Below are 16,091 nucleotides of genomic sequence, written 5' to 3'. Positions count from 1 at the left end.
GTCTGCCGCTCAGTGGCTCTGCTGGATGCCGGCGATCAGCCAGTTGCCGTCGCTGCGTGCATGCTCGCGCACCAGATGCCAGATCTCGTCGAAGGCGGTGGCGTCACGGCCGGCCTCCTCGCGGATCAGGCCGCTGTAGCGCACGCTGACGATGTCGCGGTCGCTCTCGCGGGCGAAGTCGATCGCCTCGGCGCGCACTTCGACCACGTCGGTCTGCTGCGCCGCACCCTGGCGGTCCTGCAGGTCGACGCGGACCGCGGCGAACATTTCCGGCGTGGTGAAGCGGCGCAGATCCTCGAGGTCGGCGCGGTCGTTGGCTGCCTGCATGCGGATGAAGATCATCCGGGCCGCGCGCTCGAAGCCGGCACGGTCGAAGTCGGCCGGCAGCGACGGGGCGAAGGCGGCTGCAGCCGGTGCGGCACCGAAGCTGGCTGCCGCGCTGCCGGGCATGGCCACCGACGGACCGTTGCCCTGTTGCGGGGCCGCGGGGCTCGGCCAGCTGGCCTCATGGCTGCCACGCTGCATCGGCTGGCCGCCGAAGCCGGCGCCTGCACCGGCGGGGGCCAGCGTCGGTGCGGTCTTGCGATTGCGGTTCATCAGCCAGCGAATGGCGAAGACCGCCACCAGCGCCAGCAGCGCGATCATCATCATGTCGGCGAAGGCTTCGCCCAGACCGAAGTGGCTCAGCAGCGCCGCCAGGCCGATGCCGGCAGCCAGACCCGCCAGCGGGCCCATCCAGGAACGCTTGCCTGCGGCGGCCGCTGCGCCGGTGGCCGCCGTGGCCGCGCCCGGCACGGCCTGCTGCACCGGTGCCTGGTTGGGCGCCTGGGCGGGCGTTCCCGGCTGCTGTGCGGGTTTCGGGGCCGGTGCGCTGCGCTGCATTCCGGAGGAGCCGCCGCCGCCCAGGCGCTTGGCTTCGGCCAGCGTCGGAGCCAGGGCGGTGGACAGGGCCAGCACGCACACGGCAGTGCGCAGGAAGGTTTTCATCGCGGTCTCGTCGAGAGTGAGGTTGAACACGCCAGATGAGACCGGTTTCGCGGTTCGCAAGTTCCCCGGGATAACCCTGATCTTGGCAGGGCCGGCATCCGGGCGGGTTCAGAGCGGGGGCGCATGCACCCGGATGCGCACATGGGCCGCCTCGACCACCACCTCCTGGCCTGCGCGGATCTTGCAGGTCTTGCGGGATTCGGGCTGGCCGTCCACCTGGACCTGGCCATCGGCCACCAGGGTCTTGGCCGCGCCGCCGCTGTGCGCGACGGCGGTGGCCTTCAGCAGGGCATCGAGCGGGATGAAGTCGCCGCGCAGTTCGAAGTCGATCAGGTTCATCCGCCCGATGGTAGCCGGTGCGCGGTGCGCCGGTCTCAGTCGACCCGCTTGACCAGCGGCGCCCGGCCCGGATGGCGAGCATCACCCGCCGGCTGGCCGGCGGCCCGCCGCCGTGCTTCCTGCAGCACCTCGGCCGGCAGCCGCGACAGCAGCCAGTGCAGCGCCAGCGGCACCAGCACCAGATCGTCGGCCAGGCCGAGCAGCGGCAGGATGTCCGGAATCAGATCGACCGGCGAGAACAGATAGAGCCCCAGGCCGATCACGCCGGCACGGAACCAGCCCGGCGCATGCGGGTGCCTGAAGGCATGCCAGGCCACCTTGGCATCACCTCGCACCAGCGACCAGATCAGGGTCAGACGCTTCCACATCACGCAACCTCCATGACGGCAGGATGAAGAGACGGCCGCGATTCTGCGACAGATCGTCTTCATCCTGCCTGAACCCTGAGGGTGCTGCCACGCGCCGTCAGGTCATCGGGCCGGTGGCGGCAGCGCTCAGCGCTGGGCGGCGACGAACTTCAGCGCGGTGCCGCCATTGGCGGTGATGATCCAGTTCGTGCTGTCGTAGCCGACCTGGCCATAGCCGCTGGTCACGACCGGCAGCATGTACTTGTCGCGCGGCAGCAGCCAGGTCATGTCCTTGAGCGAGCTGGCGTGGCGTGCGGTGAAGGTCGCGAAGCCGTTGCTGGTGCTGGCGTTCCACTGCACGTCCAGACGGCGGTTGCCGAACTGGGCCATCTCGGTCATGGTGTACCACTTGAACTTGCCCATGGCCTGCAGCCAGTCTGCCCGCTGCAGCATCGGCGCCAGGGCCGGCAGGTGGCCGCGTGCGCCCGGCGGATGGTTGTAGAACATCCGGTTGGTGCGCTGGTTGACCACGAAGCTCTGCAGGTCGAGCAGCCACTGGCCCGACTGCTGGTCGCTGATGCCGAACTCCTCGAACTCCTCGAAGGTGGCGTACTTGCCCAGCGGCACGATCGGGAAGCTCCACATCGACCGGGTCAGCCGGTTGCCGGCGCGCCAGGAGCGCACGCCGGCCGCGCCGGTGTCGCCGACGAAGTACATGCCGACCACGCCGCGGTTCTCCAGCCAGTTCACCGCCCAGGTCGGGTTGTTGCCCTGCGGGGCCGAGTATTCGGTGGCGCGCTTGCCGTTCAGGCGGTCGACGGCGGCATGGTTGAGCTCCAGCCACGGCAGATAGGTGGCGGCGTTGTCCTCGCTGGCGCCCAGGCCGTAGAGGTCATGGTTCCAGCCGCCGTGCGAGCCGATCTGATGGCCGACCGGCAGGTCGCGGATGCGCTTGAACTGCGTCTGTGCGGCGGCATTGGTGTCCAGGCTCATGCCGTTGCCGTCGCCGAGCGAGACCACGTCCGGGCCGGCGGTGAAGTGGATCGAGAACGGGCCGCGCTTCAGCACCGAGGTGCTGTCGAGCAGGTACTTGGCGTCGGCGGTCAGATCGTCGCCGTCGTCGATGTGCCAGTTGTAGATCAGGCCGCCCTTGCCGCGCGGCTGGACCGACATGGTCGGCAGCTTCACCACATCGCGGGCGAAGGCGTCGAGGAAGCCGTGCAGCGGCGCCGAGTCGGTGCCGACGGCCTTGAAATAGCCCAGCGGCATGTTGACGAACAGCACCTGGCCGCTGCCGACATTGCGCGTGCCGGCCACCAGGCCGTGATCGGGCGAGGACAGCCAGACATTGCCGCCGAAGCTGCCGGTGGTGACATAGCTGAAGTAGTCGGCGTAGCCGTAGCCGTAGGTGCTGATCGCCTGCGGGGTGCTGTCGGCGGTGCTGGTGGTGCCGCTCTGGTCGACATAGCTGCCGCCCGACAGCAGTGCGCGCAGGAAGTCGGTGGTGATCTGCACCGAGCTGAGCGACAGCAGCGGCAGCGTCGAGGTGGCTGCGCTCACCTTGGTCGACAGACTGACGCTGGGCACCGGCAGCGCGTTCAGGCCGAGCAGGTTGCGCACCGCCAGCGTCTGGCGCTTGCGCACGTTCAGCGAGCTGGCGTCGATGCGCTTCATCGCGCGCGCCATGATGGCCGACTGCATGTGGCGGGTGCCGCCCGGATCGCTGGCGCTGGCCGGCACGAAGGTGGTGGTGCTGCTGGTGCCGGCCGTGCTGCTGGCCGACACGTAGGGCAGGTACTTGCCCGGCGGCAGCGAGAGCTTCTCCAGCCGCGCCTTGGTACCCACGACCGGGCCGAAGCCGACGACGCGGTCGCGCAGGCTGTCGTACAGGGTGTAGTCGACGCCGACCAGATCGGAGAAGCGCGACTTGGTCGGTGCGTAGAAGCCGGCGTCGGTCAGCGCGCCGGCGTCATAGACCAGCATCAGCTTGCCGCCGAGGTTGGTGTACTGCTTGACCGCAGCCACCACCGCATCGCTGGCCTTGACATGGGCGCTGTCGGGCATGATCAGGCCGGAGATCTTCGCGGCCGAGCTGCTGCCCAGCGCGAGGAACTGCGAGCTGGTCATGGTCTGCAGCTTCACGCCTTCCTCGGCGGCGGAGTCGGTCCACACCTTGACCGGCCAGCTGCTGGCCACCGCGTCGTCGGGCACCAGCAGCACCAGCGTGTCGCGCGACTGGGCGGCGGCCGGCAGGCTGGCCAGCGTGGCCAGCACCAGCGGCGCGAGCCGCGCGGCCGGGCGGCGCCAGAGCCGGCTCACCAGCGCGGCCAGGGAAGGGGGACTGAACTTCGATGTCATGATCGTCTGCTCTCTCTCTGTGGTTGTCGGAAGACTCGGGATTCGGGATTCGGGATTCGGAATGCGGAATGCGGAACTCGTGATGTGGGCGACGGGGCTCAGGGCTTGCGCCCGCTGGCCGGGGCCGCGACGTCCAGCGGCTCGGGCAGCGGGGCCTGCGGCGGGCCGGGCTCGGCCAGCCACAGCAGCCACAGCAGGTCGCTGACCTGGAAGGGCCAGGCGAAGGGCGTGTCCGGACGCAGCCAGGCTGCGCGCGCCCGCGCCACCCACTCGGCGGCGGCGCGGCCGTCACCGCTGCAGTGCGCGGCGACCGCGGCGGCCGGCCACCAGAAGCCGGCCGGATCGACATTGCGGCGCGGCCACTCCGGCCAGCGCGCCGAGACGCGCTGCCAGGCCTGGCGGCCGCGCTCGCGGGTGAGCCGGTCCTCGGGCAGGCTCCACAGCAGCGGCCAGGCCTGGGCCATCACGTCCGGATACCAGCGTCCGCTCTGCACCGGCGCGGCGCCGGCACTGGTCAGCCAGAGCCCGGCCTGCGGCTGCCACAGCACCTGCTCGATGCCGCGCCAGGTGCGCCGCTCGCGCTCGCGGCTGAGTTCGGCCACCGCCGGCTGCTTCCAGACCTCCTGCTGCAGCGCGGCCAGCGCCCGCCAGCCCGCGGCCACCTCGACCGCATCCATCAGGTAGCTGACCGGGTGATCGAGCTTGGCGTGGCTCAGCCCGTCGGGCTGCTGCAGCTGCGCCAGCGTGGTGGCGGCGCGGCGAAAGGCCCGCTCGATCACCGGATCGCGCAGCAGCGCCGGGTCGCCGCCGTGGCGCAGATAGGCCTGTGCCAGCAGGAACATCGACGCGATGGTGCTGTCGGTGGCGTCGATCTGGCGGCAGTGGCGCGGCTCGATGTCGGGCGGGCAGACCGTCATCTCGCGGCCGTCGGCGCTGATCCAGCGGTCGAACAGCACGCCGCGGTCCTGGCCGTCGACCGGCAGATGGCGGATCTGCCAGCGCAGCCAGCGCGCAGCCTCCTCGCGCAGCGTCGGGTCGATGCGCAGCGCGCCGATCAGACCGAGATTGGCCTCGTAGGCGGCGATGTGGTGCCAGGCCCGGCCCGAGGCGTCGACATGCGCCGGCGACAGCGTGCGCCGGATCGCGCCGTCGCTGATCTGGCCGGGCGCACGCACCACCAGCCGGCGCATCATCAGCACCGCCGCGTCGCGGAAGGCCGGATCGACCAGCGCGGCGGCGGCGCAGCCGCTCTCCAGCGGCGGTGCGGTCGGCGCCGCGCTGCTGCGCCCCGGCAGCGTCAGACCCAGACCCAGGCTGAAGCCCAGCGCGGCCAGGATCGGTCTCAGGCGCGCCCGCGCTGCGGATCTCCGTGCGTTTCTCATCGCGGCTCCAGCCGCCGCAGCGTGCGGGCGTTGGCCAGGCTGATCGCCCAACCGTAGATCGCGACGAAGCCGATGATCGCCACCATCACCCCGAACAGCAGATGCAGCAGCGGCATCGCCAGCAGGCCGGCGTGATGCAGCACCAGCGCGTGCAGGGCGTAGAGCAACGGCGCCAGCAGCAGCAGCCAGGCCCAGGTCAGCAGCGTGACGCCGAGCCGTGCCCACCAGCTCACCTGGAAGAACCAGAAGGTCGGCAGATGGATCCAGGGCGTCAGCAGCATCAGCACCCAGATCTGCTGCAGGCCGTTGCCGACATGCTCGCGGGCGGTGTGCGGAAAGCTCGCCGGCCACACCACGAAGAACAGCACCGCCGCGCCGTGGATGAGGGCCGCCAGCCGCAGCAGGTACATCGCCGGGCGGCCGGCGTCGGGCAGCAGCCCGGCCGCCCACCACAGCGCCACCACCCCGATCGCGTTGAAGGCCAGCGTGCGGGGCGAGGGCAGATCGACGAAGAGCTCGAGGGCCGGCGTGGCGATCAGGAAGGGCAGATCGGCCGGATGCAGCGCGGCCGGGAAGCGGCCCGACAGCTCCAGCCGCTCCAGCCACCACAGCAGCTGGCGCCCCCAGAGCTGGCCGGCCGCGTCGATCTGGCTCGCCAGCACGGCGGTCAGCAGCGTGGCCAGCAGCAGGCCCTTGAACAGACGCTGGCGCGGCAGCTGCAGGCCCCAGATCGAGCGGTGCATCGCGATGCGGCCGCCACGATGGCCATGGTGCTGCAGCTCGCCCAGCACCGAATGCTGCAGGCTGTGGCGGAAGTCGGGCCGGGCCGTGCGGCCCAGGAGCCGGCGCAGGAGCTTGCTCATCGCGGCACCGGGCCTCACATCTGCACGAACACGCCGCCGCCCAGCGTGGTGCGGCGGTAGCTCGGGTTCAGATAGCGCTCGGTGCGCAGCACCACGCCCCAGTCGGGCGCGATCCACCAGCGCCAGTCGGCGCCGATCGTGGTGCTGGAGAAGTCGACCGGCTGCACCGTGTCGCCCAGCGCCAGCCAGGCCTCGCGGCCGTGCGAGACGCGCAGCGCCAGGGTCTGCTCGCCCGGCACGCCCAGCGTCACCGCCAGCCAGGGCATGGTCGAGCTGACATTGCCCGGGCGGCTGCGGTTGAGCGTCGCGCCCAGCTCCAGCACGCCGAAGGACTGGGCGTAGTAGGTGGCCGAGATCTTCAGGCCGCTGTCGCTGCGGCCGGCGTCGAAGCGGGCGTGGTAGCCGCCCAGCGTGGTGACCCAGCGCCGCTCGGTGCCCCACTTGCGCGAGACCGAGGCATCGACGCGCGAGCGGTTCCAGTTCGGCCCGCCCCAGCCGCCGGCCAGTGCCGCGCCGGCGAACCAGTCGGCGTCGATCGTCTGCGTCACGCCGGCGGCGACGATGCCGCCATCGGCGTCGAACTTGCGCTCGCCCAGCAGCTCGGCGTTGAGCACCGTGCCGCTGCCGAGCGCCCAGCTGCCGCGCAGATGGGCGCTGCGGCCGTCGGGCAGTCCGGCGCTGTAGCGGCTGGTGCCGGCACCGATCTCCAGGGTGTCGCGGGCGGCGGCCGGCGGGGCCAGCACGGCCAGCGCGGCCGCGCCGGCCAGGGCGATCCGCGCCAGGCGCGGCACGGGGGTGTTCGGTGTCTTCATCGGGAATTCCGGGGCTGGGCTCACAGGCCGAGGTCGCGCTGCAGCACGTCGGCGATCTGCCGCGAGGTCGTGCCGTCGCCGAAGGGGTTGGTGGCGTCGCGCATGCGCTGCAGGCCGGCGCCGTCGGGCTCGGCGAGCAGGCCCGAGACGGTCGAGACGATGCGCTCGCGGTCGGTGCCGACGATCAGGCCGGCGCCGGCGTCGATCAGCTCGGGGCGCTCTGTGGTGTTGCGCAGCACCAGCACCGGGCAGGACAGCGCCGCGCCTTCCTCCTGGATGCCGCCGGAGTCGGTCAGCGCCAGCACGCTGCGGTGCAGGCACCACAGCAGCGCGGGATAGTCGAGCGGCTCGCACAGGGTGAGGCGGCCTTCCAGCGCCGGCACCTTCGCGGCCAGCTCGGCGTGGACCGCGTCGCGCACCGCCGGATTGCCGTGCACCGGCCAGACCACGGCGACGTCCGGATGCGCCTCCAGCAGCTGCGCCACCGCCTGCGCGATCGAGGCGATGCCCTCGCCCCAGTTCTCGCGCCGGTGCGCGGTCACGGTGATCAGGCGCCACTTCGCCAGCTCCAGGCCCTGGCGCAGCGGATCGAGCGCGGCCGGCAGCACCGGCGTGCCCTCGGCCAGCAGCGCGTCCACCCGCGCGGTGCCCTGCAGCGCCGCGTCCACCGCGGTGTTGCCCACGACATGCACGCCGGCGCGGATGCCCTCGCGCTCCAGGTTGCCGGCCGCGCGCGAGGTCGGCGAGAAATGCCAGCGCGACAGCCGCGCGGTCAGCTCGCGGTTCATCTCCTCGGGAAAGGGCTCGCGGTGGTTGAAGGTGCGCAGGCCCGCCTCGACATGCCCGACCGGCACGCCCTGGTAGAAGGCCGCCTGCGCCGAGGCCAGCGTGCTGGTGGTGTCGCCATGCACCAGCACCGCGGCCGGGCGGGTGCGCTCGAACACCGCGGCCAGCCCCTCGAGCAGCAGCGCGTTCAGGTGCGAGAGCTCGCCGCTGCGGCGCTCCAGCGTGACCTCGTGCTCCGGCTCGATGCCGAAGAACTCGTACAGCGGCTGCGCCATCTCGCGGTGCTGGCCGGTGTGCACCCAGGCCACCGGCAGGCCGCGGCGGCGCAGCTCGGCATGCAGCGGCGCCATCTTGATGATCTCGGGACGGGTGCCGACGGAGATGAGGATCGGGGCAGGGGAGGGGCTCGGGTTCATCGGGGACGCTCTCTCTGGGTTTTCGTGATGGATTCGGGGGGGCGGATTCAGGCGGGAACCGGGTCGACGCGCACCTTCAGCGCGCGGCCGTCGGCGGCGCGCACCCGCCACTGGGTGCCGCTGCGATCGACCTGCGCGCTGCCGCTGAGCACCACCGGCCGGTCGTAGCGCGTGGCCGGCAGCAGCCAGGTCATGCCTTCGAGCGACTCGGGGTGGCGTGCCTGCAGCTGGAGCTGGCGGCCCTCGGGGGCCAGCGACCAGACGGTGCGCAGACGCCGGTTGGCGAACTGGCTGTACTGCGTCATCGTCATCCAGCGCAGCCGGCCCGCCGTGGTCAGCTCGCCGCTGTGGCGCAGCCATTCCTGGAAGGCCTGCGGATACATCACCAGGCCGAAGGGATGGAAATAGACCAGCCGCAGCGTGCTCTGCTCGGCGCAGAAGTCGGAGACCTCGTCGAGCCAGTCGGCGATGACCTGCTCCGGCGTGCCGGCCGCACGCGCCTCCTCGAAGGAGGCATGGCGGCCGAAGCCCAGCACCGGAAAGCTCCAGATGTCCGGGCGCGGGCGCCGGCCGTCCTGGAAGCTGCGGGTCGGCGCCATGCCGGTGTCGCCGGTGAAATAGAAGGCGCGGATCTCGCGCTGGCGCAGCCAGCCGGTCACCCAGGCCGGGTGATGGCCCACCGGCGCGGAGTACTCGCGCACCGGCCGGCCGGAGAACTGCGTCAGCAGCAGCGAGTTGCGGTCGATCATCGCCTCGGCGGCCTCGCGCGCCATCGTGTCGAGATTGGCCGCGAACCAGTTGTGGATCCAGCCGCCATGGCTGCCGATCTCGTGGCCCTCGGCGGCCAGGCGGCGCACCCAGGCCTGCGCCTGCGGGTTGGCCGCCAGATCCATGCCGCGGCCGTCGCCGGGCTGGTCGACATCCGGGCCGACCGTCAGATGGATCGAATACGGCCCGAGCCCCTTGGCGAAGGCGCCCAGCTCGTCGGCGCGCTCCAGCGCCGGCAGCGCCTTGCGGTCGTCGATGTGCCAGTTCATCACCACCGCGCCGACGCCGTCCGGCACCGCGGAGAGCTGCGCCTGGCCGGCCAGATCGCGGGCGAAATGCTGCAGGAAGCCGTGCAGCAGCAGGCCGTCGGTGGCCAGCTTCAGCGGGGTCAGCGGCAGGTTGACGAACAGCACCTGGCCGCGGCCGGCCGCGCGCTCGCCGGCGATCAGGCTGCCGTCGGGCGCGCGCATCAGCACCGTGCCGTCGAAGTCGCCGCGGGTGACGAAGCTGGCATGGCGCATCCGGCCGTAGCGGTAGCCGGCCAGCACCGGCAGCGCCTCGCCGTCCGGGCCCGGGTCGGGGCGGTAGCGGCTGTAGGGCAGGTCGTCCGTGCCGCGCACCAGCTTGCCCGGCGGCAGGCCCAGGGCGGCGATCTGGCTCGGCTGCACCTGCACCTCGGTCTCGCGCAGCATGCCGGTGCCCAGCTCGCCGTAGAGCCCGTAGTCGACGCCGGCCAGATCGGACAGGCGCGAGCGCTCGGCGCGGTAGCGGCCGTCGATGTCCTGCAGGCCCGCGTCATGCACCAGCATCAGCCGGTCGCCGGCGCGCACCCGCTCGCGCAGCGTCATCGCCAGCGCGTCGCTCATGCGGCGGTGCAGGGCGTCGGGCAGGATCAGCGCATCGCCGCGGCCGTCGCCGCGCTGGCGCACCAGCTCGGAGGCGCTCATCGGCTCGAGCTTCAGGCCGAGCTCGTCGGCGGCGTTCTGCCAGGCGGCCTGCGGCGCCGGATCGGCCGCCTCGGTGTCCGGCAGCACCAGGATCAGCCGGGCGCTGCTCGCCGGGGCATCACCGTCCTGATGGAAATGCCAGTGGGTGGCCGCAGCCGCCCCGACCAGCAGCAGCACGACGCCGACACGCTGCCAGCCCGCACGGGACAGGGCAAGCAGGGACAGGCCAGCGGAGCGGGCGGTGCGGGGGGAGGGGCGTGGGTCGGTCATGGATGCGATGTGGCCGTCATGCGTGTCAGGCGGCGGCCTGGCCGGGCAGCGGCGCCAGCGGCGTGCGTTCGTCGAGCGTCTCGTCGTCGCGGCCGCCGGTGTCCAGCAGCGGCGAGGGCGCGTCGCCGCTGCTGCCGGCCCAGACGGTGCCGTGCACCACCACGCCGAGCGCGACCTCGATGCGCGGCGCGCAGACGGTGGCCGGATGCTGCGGCGAGCCGACGACGCAGCCCGGACCGAGCACCACCGCCTCCTCCGACATCACCGAGCCGGCGATATGGCTGCCCGCGCCCAGAACGATCTCGCCGGGCGAGGCCAGGGTGCCGTCGATGCGGGCACCGGCGCCGACGGCCAGATCGCCATGGGCCTTCAGGCTGCCCTGGATGCGGCTGCGTGCGCCGATCTCCAGATCACCCTGGCAGACCAGATCGCCCTGGTGATGCGAGCGCGGCGCCAGCGCGAGCGAGGCGGTGGCCAGGCCGCGCCGGGCGATGCTGTCCCAGCGCACCGGCGCGTCGTAGCCGATCGCCGCGGCTCCGGGCGGCGCGGTGTCGATGTCGATGCGGCGCTGGCCGGCCCAGACGGTGCCGTGCACCACCACGCCCTTGCCGATCTCGACCCGGGGCGCACGCACCGTCGCATGCGTGCCGGGCAGGCCGATGACGCAGCCCGCGCCCAGCACGATCGTGCTCTCGGAAATCACCGATCCCTGCACCTCGGCCCCGGCGGCGATGTAGATCTCGCCGGCCGCAGCCAGGCTGCCCGCCAGCACCGCGCCGGCGCCGACCTGGACCGCACCGGTGGCGCGCAGCCGGCCCTGGCCGTGGCAGCCCTCGCCGATCGTCACATGGCCGTCGACATCGAGGTCGCTGTCCCAGTGGCGCAGCGCGGCCACGATCAGCGCGCCCTCGACCCGCGCCGGCTGGCCCGGTGCGCCCGGGCGCAGCCCGTCGGCCCGGCCCAGCGCGGCGGGCAGGCCTTCGGGATGCGGGCGATGCGCGGCATCGACCGCACCGGCGAAGCGGATCACCGGCGCATGCAGCAGCGAGAAGCTCACCTCGCGCCCGATCAGCAGCGAGTGCTCGGCGCTGATGCGCCCGGCCAGCACGCCGCGGTCGCCGACCACCACCTGGCGGCCATGCGCCCAGCGCAGCACCCGCACCCGCTCGGGCAGCAGCAGCGCCTGGCGGGCGCGCAGCGCGCGGTAGGTGTGGCCGGCAGCAGCCTGCATCGTGCCGGCGCAGGACATCTCGGCCAGACCGTGCAGGCGCTCGGGCAGACGGCAGTCGCCGTCGCTGTGCCAGATGCGGCGGCTGCGGCCGCTGCGCACCTCGCGCTCGTCGAGCGGCCAGGGCGCGCGCACCGCCTCGGCGGGCAGATGCACCAGCGGCACGCCGCCGATCTCGATCAGGCCGCGGTCGATCGCATCGTCCAGGCGCTGGCCGAAGCGCTGCGCCATGTAGTCGGGCTCGAGCGCATCGGCCTCGTCGATCGGCAGCGGGGTGACATCGCTGGGGCGGCGCCACTCCTGCAGCGCCGGCAGCAGCGGCAGCACGATCACCAGCAGCGTCAGGCCGATCAGCAGCAGCGTGATCTTCATGGCTGCGCTCCCGGCGGGGTGCCCGGCTGGGCGGCTGCGCCCGGCGTGCGGGCCGGCGCGCTGCGGTAGCGCGCGGTCTTGTCCCACTTGAGCTGCGGCGTGCCCAGGCGGTCGAGCACCACCTGCTCGAGCACCCCGCGCGAGATCGCCATCGCGCTGACGATGAAGCCCAGCCAGTTGAAGGCCAGCAGCCGCACCCGGTTGCTCGATCGGTCCATGTGGGTGGCCGCGGCGATCTCGTAGAAGGCGGCGAAGTTGCCCAGCGCGCCGTGCGTCATGAAGGCCAGCACCACCAGGGCCGGCGCGCTCCAGGCCACCGAGACGGTGAAATACATCAGCAGGCTCACCAGCCAGCCCAGCAGCAGCACCGGCGCCATCAGGTAGACGCCCAGCAGCAGCGCGCCGTCGATGCGCTCGCGCCAGCTCAGGTCGGGCTGCGTCAGGCAGCCCACCGTGTGGCGCCACATCGCCTGGTTGTGGCCCTTGGCCCAGCGCTTGATCTGGCGGGTGCGCACCGCCCAGCTCTGCGGCACCTCCTCGTAGCATTCGGCGCGGTTCTGGTAGATGGTCTTCCAGCCGCCCAGCAGCAGCCGGTAGGTCAGGTCGGTGTCCTCGGCCAGCACGTCGTCATGCCAGCCGCCGACCGAGTGCAGCGCCGCGATCCGGATGCCGCCCACCGTGCCGCCGTACTGCGGCACCAGTCCCAGGTTCATGCGCGCCTGCTGGTCGACCTGGTAGCCGCCGGAGCGCTCCAGGTCGAGCAGCCGCGTCAGCAGGTTGGCGCCGCAGTTCTGCGGCACCACGCGGCCCATCACCGCGCCGACCTCCGGGTCGAAGAAGGGGGCCATCAGCCGCCGGATCAGGCCTTTGGAGGGCAGGTAGTCGGCATCGAAGACGATGATGAAGTCGGTGTCCACCGTCTCGGTGGCGTCCTTCAGCGCCGCGGCCTTGCCGGGCTTGCCGTCGGTGCGGTGGAAGGGGCGGATGCGGCCGGGATAGCGCTCGACCACCGCGTCGATGATCTCGCGGGTGCGGTCCTTCGAGCGGTCGTTGACCGGCACGACGATCATGCGGTCCTGCGGATAGTCGACGCCCATCAGGTTGACCAGGCAGTCCTCGATGACCGCCTCCTCGTTGTGCGCGGCCACGAAGATCGTCACCCGCGGCCAGTCGGCGCTGACCAGGCTGGCGTAGGGATGGCGCTGGCGGCCGAACATGCGGTTCAGCGTGAAGCCGTAGTGGCGCACGGTGTAGACCGCCATCAGCGCGACGATCGTGGCCATCAGCGCCAGCAGCGACCAGGCCCAGACCGGGCCGAGCAGGCTGTCGACCTCGAGCTGCCAGCCGGGCGCGGCGCTGGCGACCGCCGGGGTCGGTGCGAGCGCGAGCAGGCACAGCCGCGGGTGCCGTCGCGGGGCAGCCGGCAGGGGCTGAAACGGGGAATTCAGGGGGCGGGACATCGTCTGGGGGCGTGTCGGCATGGGAAGGATTACCTTTGCCGACTTGTTTCTCTTTGTAAGAATAACCTCAACAAGGTATCTTTTTGTGATCGATGCATGAGTCATCCCCTGCTGTTAAGGGAGTGCAAGCCGGCGTCTGACCGGATCTGCGCGGTGATTGCCTGCCATATCGCCCGATCAGCGGGCCAACTTGAACGGCTCCTGATCTGGGCGTGCCGGCTCGGTTGACACTGAAATTTCAGTAGCTGCATGCCCGCGCCGACAATCGCGGCGTGTCGATCATTTCCTCCCCTTCCTCTGCCGATTCACCGGATCCACTGGATTCGCCCGCGGGCGAGCTGTCCTTCCGTCATCCGGTGGTGGCGGGCGTGCTGGTGCTGGGTCTGCTGCTGTCGCTGGTCGCCTGGTGGGCCCTGGCCCGGCATCAGGCGCAGGAGGCCGATCACCGCTTCGAGATCCAGGTGCAGGTGCGCCAGCAGCATCTGGTGCGCCATGTCGACCATCTGCAGCGCCTGGCGCGCAGCTTCCAGGGGCTGTTCCTCGCCAGCCGGGAGGTGTCGGCCCGGGAGTTCGCGGCGCATTTCGATGTGTTGCAGGTCGCCCGCGGTCTGCCCGAAGTGCTGTCGGTGCGCTACGAGAACTGCTCCGCTGCGGCGGTCTGTGCCGGGCCGGTCTTCCTGAGCACGAACGGCCTGGGCACGGCGGGTCGCGATCTGCCGGCCAGGCCTGGCGATGCGGCGGATGCCGCAGCGGTCGACGAGGACAGCCGCGACCGCAACCTGACGGTCATGCATGCGCCGCTGCATCTGGCCGACGGCCGGGTGGCGCTGCAGATCAGCGCGCCGGTCTATCTGGGCGGCGAGGGTGACCCCGGCTCCGTCGAGAGCCGGCGCGAGAACCAGGCCGGCCACCTGCGGGTGCTGGTCGATGCGGCGCGGCTGATGCAGGTCAGCCGGGTGGGCGAGGCCGAGTTCGACGGGCTGCGGCTCCAGCTCAGCGATGTGGGCAGCGTGGCCGATGGCCGCTCGCCCCAGCCGGTCCGCACGGTCCATGCCGATCCCGGCGGGCTCGCGCCGGTGTCATCGCGCGACCGGCGCGATCTGACCTTCGAGGTCGGCGAGCGGCTCTGGCGCCTGAGTCTGGTCCGCCCGCCCTCCGAGCCGCTGCTGGGCGCGATGCCGCTGCTGGCGCTGATGTCCGGGCTGGCGCTGACGGCCGCCGCCGTTGCGCTGGTGATGCGGCTGCTGCGGCGCGCCAGCCGCAGCGAAGCCGAATGCCGCCGGCTCGACAGCATCGTTGCCGACGATGACGCTCGGCTGCGCAGCATCGCCCGCCAGGACGGGCTGACCGGTCTGCTCAACCGCGAGGCCTTTCAGGAACTGCTGGCCGAGCGGCTGCACCTGTGGGCGCTGCAGCCGGCCGCGGCCGGGCGGCTGGTGCTGGTGCAGCTCGACCTGGACCGCTTCCAGAAGATCAACGAGATGCTCGGCCACGGGGCGGGCGACCAGGTGCTGCTGGCGATCGGCGAGCGGCTGCGCGGGCTTGGCGGCCTGAACGGGGCGCCGAGCGGTCTGCCGGCCGAGCCGGTCCTGCTGGCGCGACTGGGCGGTGACGAGTTCATGCTGCTGTTCCAGGGGCCGGTGCTGGGCGACGTGGCGGTGATCGAGGCGCTGGCGCGCCAGCTCATCGATCGCCTCGGCCAGCCGCTGCAGGTCGGCAGCCACACCCTGCGTCCGGGCTGCAGCCTGGGGCTGGCCTGGATCGACGCCGGCGCGGTGGCGGACCTGAGCATCGGCGCCGACGACATCGGCCTGATGGTGCGCACCGATCGGGCGCTGCACCAGGCCAAGCGCGCCGGCCGTGCCCAGTTCCGCATCGATGCCGGGCAGGAGGTGCCGGTGCCGGTCGATCAGCTCCGCCTCGAGGCGGATCTGCATCATGCGATCGAGCGGCGTGAACTCGAGCTGTTCTTCCAGCCGCAGTTCGATGGCCGCACGCTGCAGGTGGTGGGCGCCGAGGCCCTGCTGCGCTGGCGCCATCCGCAGCTGGGCATGGTGCCGCCGGACCGTTTCATCCCGCTGGCCGAGGAGTCCGGCCTGATCGTCCCGATCGGACGCTGGGTGATCGACGAGGCCTGTCGCCAGGCGGCGCAATGGTCGGCGCTGGCGTGCCGGCCGATCGGGGTGGCGGTGAATGTGTCGGTGCGGCAGATGCTGGGCGACGACATCGCGTCGGTGGTGGCGCAGGCACTGCGGCGCCACGCGCTGCCGGCACAGCGCCTCGAGCTGGAGATCACCGAGAGCCTGGCGGTGGGCGATGTCGCCCAGGCGCGGCTGCTGCTGGCGCGGCTGGCGGATCTGGGTGTCGGCGTGGCGATCGACGACTTCGGCGTCGGCTACTCCAGCCTGGCCTATCTGCGCGACCTGCCGGTGCAGCGGGTCAAGGTCGACCGCTCCTTTCTGCGCCAGGTGCCGCAGGATGCCGGCAGCTCCCGGCTGGTCGGCGCGATGGTGTCGATGGCGCGCGCGCTGGAGATCGGCCTGGTCGCCGAAGGCGTCGAGACGGTCGAGCAGCTCGATTTCCTGTGCGAGCAGGGCTGCGACGCGATCCAGGGCTATCTGCTCGGCCGCCCCATCGCCGGCGACGACTTCCTGCATCGCCTGATGGCCGACGACTTCGGGCATCGCGGCAGAAATCCGGAAGCAAAGTCGTGATCTTTGGTCAACCCTGAAACAGGGGGTTTTTGCTGTGCAATA

General features: G+C 71.9%; 12 protein-coding genes. 1 reads left to right on the top strand and 11 read right to left on the bottom strand.

Annotated elements, in window-relative coordinates; translation table 11 throughout:
- Nucleotides 1-9: 9 nt before the first annotated feature.
- The 11 genes from HZU84_RS20890 to HZU84_RS02410 all read right to left on the bottom strand — a co-directional run bounded on the left by HZU84_RS20890 (nt 10) and on the right by HZU84_RS02410 (nt 13,335).
- Entirely contained in the window at nt 10-987 is a 978-nt protein-coding gene (locus tag HZU84_RS20890; RefSeq protein ID WP_149503119.1) for a Tim44 domain-containing protein, read from the bottom strand.
- A gap of 108 nt (nt 988-1,095) precedes the next feature.
- Nucleotides 1,096-1,326: an RNA-binding S4 domain-containing protein gene (locus HZU84_RS02455; RefSeq protein ID WP_149503120.1), complete on the bottom strand. Its 231-nt coding sequence runs from the start codon at nt 1,324-1,326 to the stop codon at nt 1,096-1,098.
- A 35-nt stretch (nt 1,327-1,361) separates the two neighbouring features.
- Nucleotides 1,362-1,694 (bottom strand): YkvA family protein, encoded by a 333-nt coding sequence (locus HZU84_RS02450; protein WP_149503121.1) that lies wholly within the window; start codon nt 1,692-1,694, stop codon nt 1,362-1,364.
- A 126-nt stretch (nt 1,695-1,820) separates the two neighbouring features.
- Entirely contained in the window at nt 1,821-4,031 is a 2,211-nt protein-coding gene (locus HZU84_RS02445; protein WP_149503122.1) for a polysaccharide deacetylase family protein, read from the bottom strand.
- Nucleotides 4,032-4,129: 98 nt separating this feature from the next.
- Nucleotides 4,130-5,413 (bottom strand): hypothetical protein, encoded by a 1,284-nt coding sequence (locus HZU84_RS02440; RefSeq protein WP_149503123.1) that lies wholly within the window; start codon nt 5,411-5,413, stop codon nt 4,130-4,132.
- Nucleotides 5,410-6,276 carry a hypothetical protein gene (locus tag HZU84_RS02435; RefSeq protein WP_149503124.1) on the bottom strand — a complete coding sequence of 289 codons (867 nt, stop codon included), beginning with the start codon at nt 6,274-6,276 and terminating at the stop codon, nt 5,410-5,412. Before HZU84_RS02435 ends, HZU84_RS02440 begins: the two co-directional genes overlap by 4 nt.
- 14 nt (nt 6,277-6,290) lie before the next feature.
- Complete coding sequence (locus HZU84_RS02430; protein ID WP_149503125.1) at nt 6,291-7,088, bottom strand: YaiO family outer membrane beta-barrel protein; 798 nt, start codon at nt 7,086-7,088, stop codon at nt 6,291-6,293.
- Nucleotides 7,089-7,108: 20 nt separating this feature from the next.
- A complete protein-coding gene (gene wecB / locus HZU84_RS02425; RefSeq protein ID WP_149503126.1) occupies nt 7,109-8,290 on the bottom strand; it encodes a non-hydrolyzing UDP-N-acetylglucosamine 2-epimerase in 1,182 nt (393 codons plus the stop codon).
- 47 nt (nt 8,291-8,337) lie between these two features.
- Nucleotides 8,338-10,275 (bottom strand): polysaccharide deacetylase family protein, encoded by a 1,938-nt coding sequence (locus HZU84_RS02420; protein WP_149503127.1) that lies wholly within the window; start codon nt 10,273-10,275, stop codon nt 8,338-8,340.
- A 25-nt stretch (nt 10,276-10,300) separates the two neighbouring features.
- Complete coding sequence (locus HZU84_RS02415) at nt 10,301-11,875, bottom strand: polymer-forming cytoskeletal protein (protein WP_149503128.1); 1,575 nt, start codon at nt 11,873-11,875, stop codon at nt 10,301-10,303.
- Nucleotides 11,872-13,335, bottom strand: coding sequence for a glycosyltransferase family 2 protein (locus tag HZU84_RS02410; protein ID WP_149503129.1), 1,464 nt, complete (start codon nt 13,333-13,335; stop codon nt 11,872-11,874). The genes HZU84_RS02415 and HZU84_RS02410 overlap by 4 nt, the downstream gene beginning before the upstream one ends.
- A gap of 272 nt (nt 13,336-13,607) precedes the next feature.
- Between HZU84_RS02410 and HZU84_RS20855 the strand changes: the two genes are divergently transcribed.
- Nucleotides 13,608-16,049: a putative bifunctional diguanylate cyclase/phosphodiesterase gene (locus tag HZU84_RS20855; protein WP_149503130.1), complete on the top strand. Its 2,442-nt coding sequence runs from the start codon at nt 13,608-13,610 to the stop codon at nt 16,047-16,049.
- Nucleotides 16,050-16,091: the final 42 nt, after the last annotated feature.

The organism is Sphaerotilus sulfidivorans, from assembly GCF_013426975.1.
Lineage (GTDB): Bacteria > Pseudomonadota > Gammaproteobacteria > Burkholderiales > Burkholderiaceae_C > Sphaerotilus > Sphaerotilus sulfidivorans.
Note: the sequence above shows the minus strand (reverse complement) of the source record. Positions and strands in the feature narration are given on the sequence as shown.

What these genes read in the sequence shown, in the direction of transcription:
- HZU84_RS20890 (WP_149503119.1), bottom strand. Translation starts at nt 987, where the DNA reads ATGAAAACCTTCCTGCGCACTGCCGTGTGCGTGCTGGCCCTGTCCACC.
- HZU84_RS02455 (WP_149503120.1), bottom strand. Translation starts at nt 1,326, where the DNA reads ATGAACCTGATCGACTTCGAACTGCGCGGCGACTTCATCCCGCTCGAT.
- HZU84_RS02450 (WP_149503121.1), bottom strand. Translation starts at nt 1,694, where the DNA reads ATGTGGAAGCGTCTGACCCTGATCTGGTCGCTGGTGCGAGGTGATGCC.
- HZU84_RS02445 (WP_149503122.1), bottom strand. Translation starts at nt 4,031, where the DNA reads ATGACATCGAAGTTCAGTCCCCCTTCCCTGGCCGCGCTGGTGAGCCGG.
- HZU84_RS02440 (WP_149503123.1), bottom strand. Translation starts at nt 5,413, where the DNA reads ATGAGAAACGCACGGAGATCCGCAGCGCGGGCGCGCCTGAGACCGATC.
- HZU84_RS02435 (WP_149503124.1), bottom strand. Translation starts at nt 6,276, where the DNA reads ATGAGCAAGCTCCTGCGCCGGCTCCTGGGCCGCACGGCCCGGCCCGAC.
- HZU84_RS02430 (WP_149503125.1), bottom strand. Translation starts at nt 7,088, where the DNA reads ATGAAGACACCGAACACCCCCGTGCCGCGCCTGGCGCGGATCGCCCTG.
- wecB (WP_149503126.1), bottom strand. Translation starts at nt 8,290, where the DNA reads ATGAACCCGAGCCCCTCCCCTGCCCCGATCCTCATCTCCGTCGGCACC.
- HZU84_RS02420 (WP_149503127.1), bottom strand. Translation starts at nt 10,275, where the DNA reads ATGACCGACCCACGCCCCTCCCCCCGCACCGCCCGCTCCGCTGGCCTG.
- HZU84_RS02415 (WP_149503128.1), bottom strand. Translation starts at nt 11,875, where the DNA reads ATGAAGATCACGCTGCTGCTGATCGGCCTGACGCTGCTGGTGATCGTG.
- HZU84_RS02410 (WP_149503129.1), bottom strand. Translation starts at nt 13,335, where the DNA reads ATGTCCCGCCCCCTGAATTCCCCGTTTCAGCCCCTGCCGGCTGCCCCG.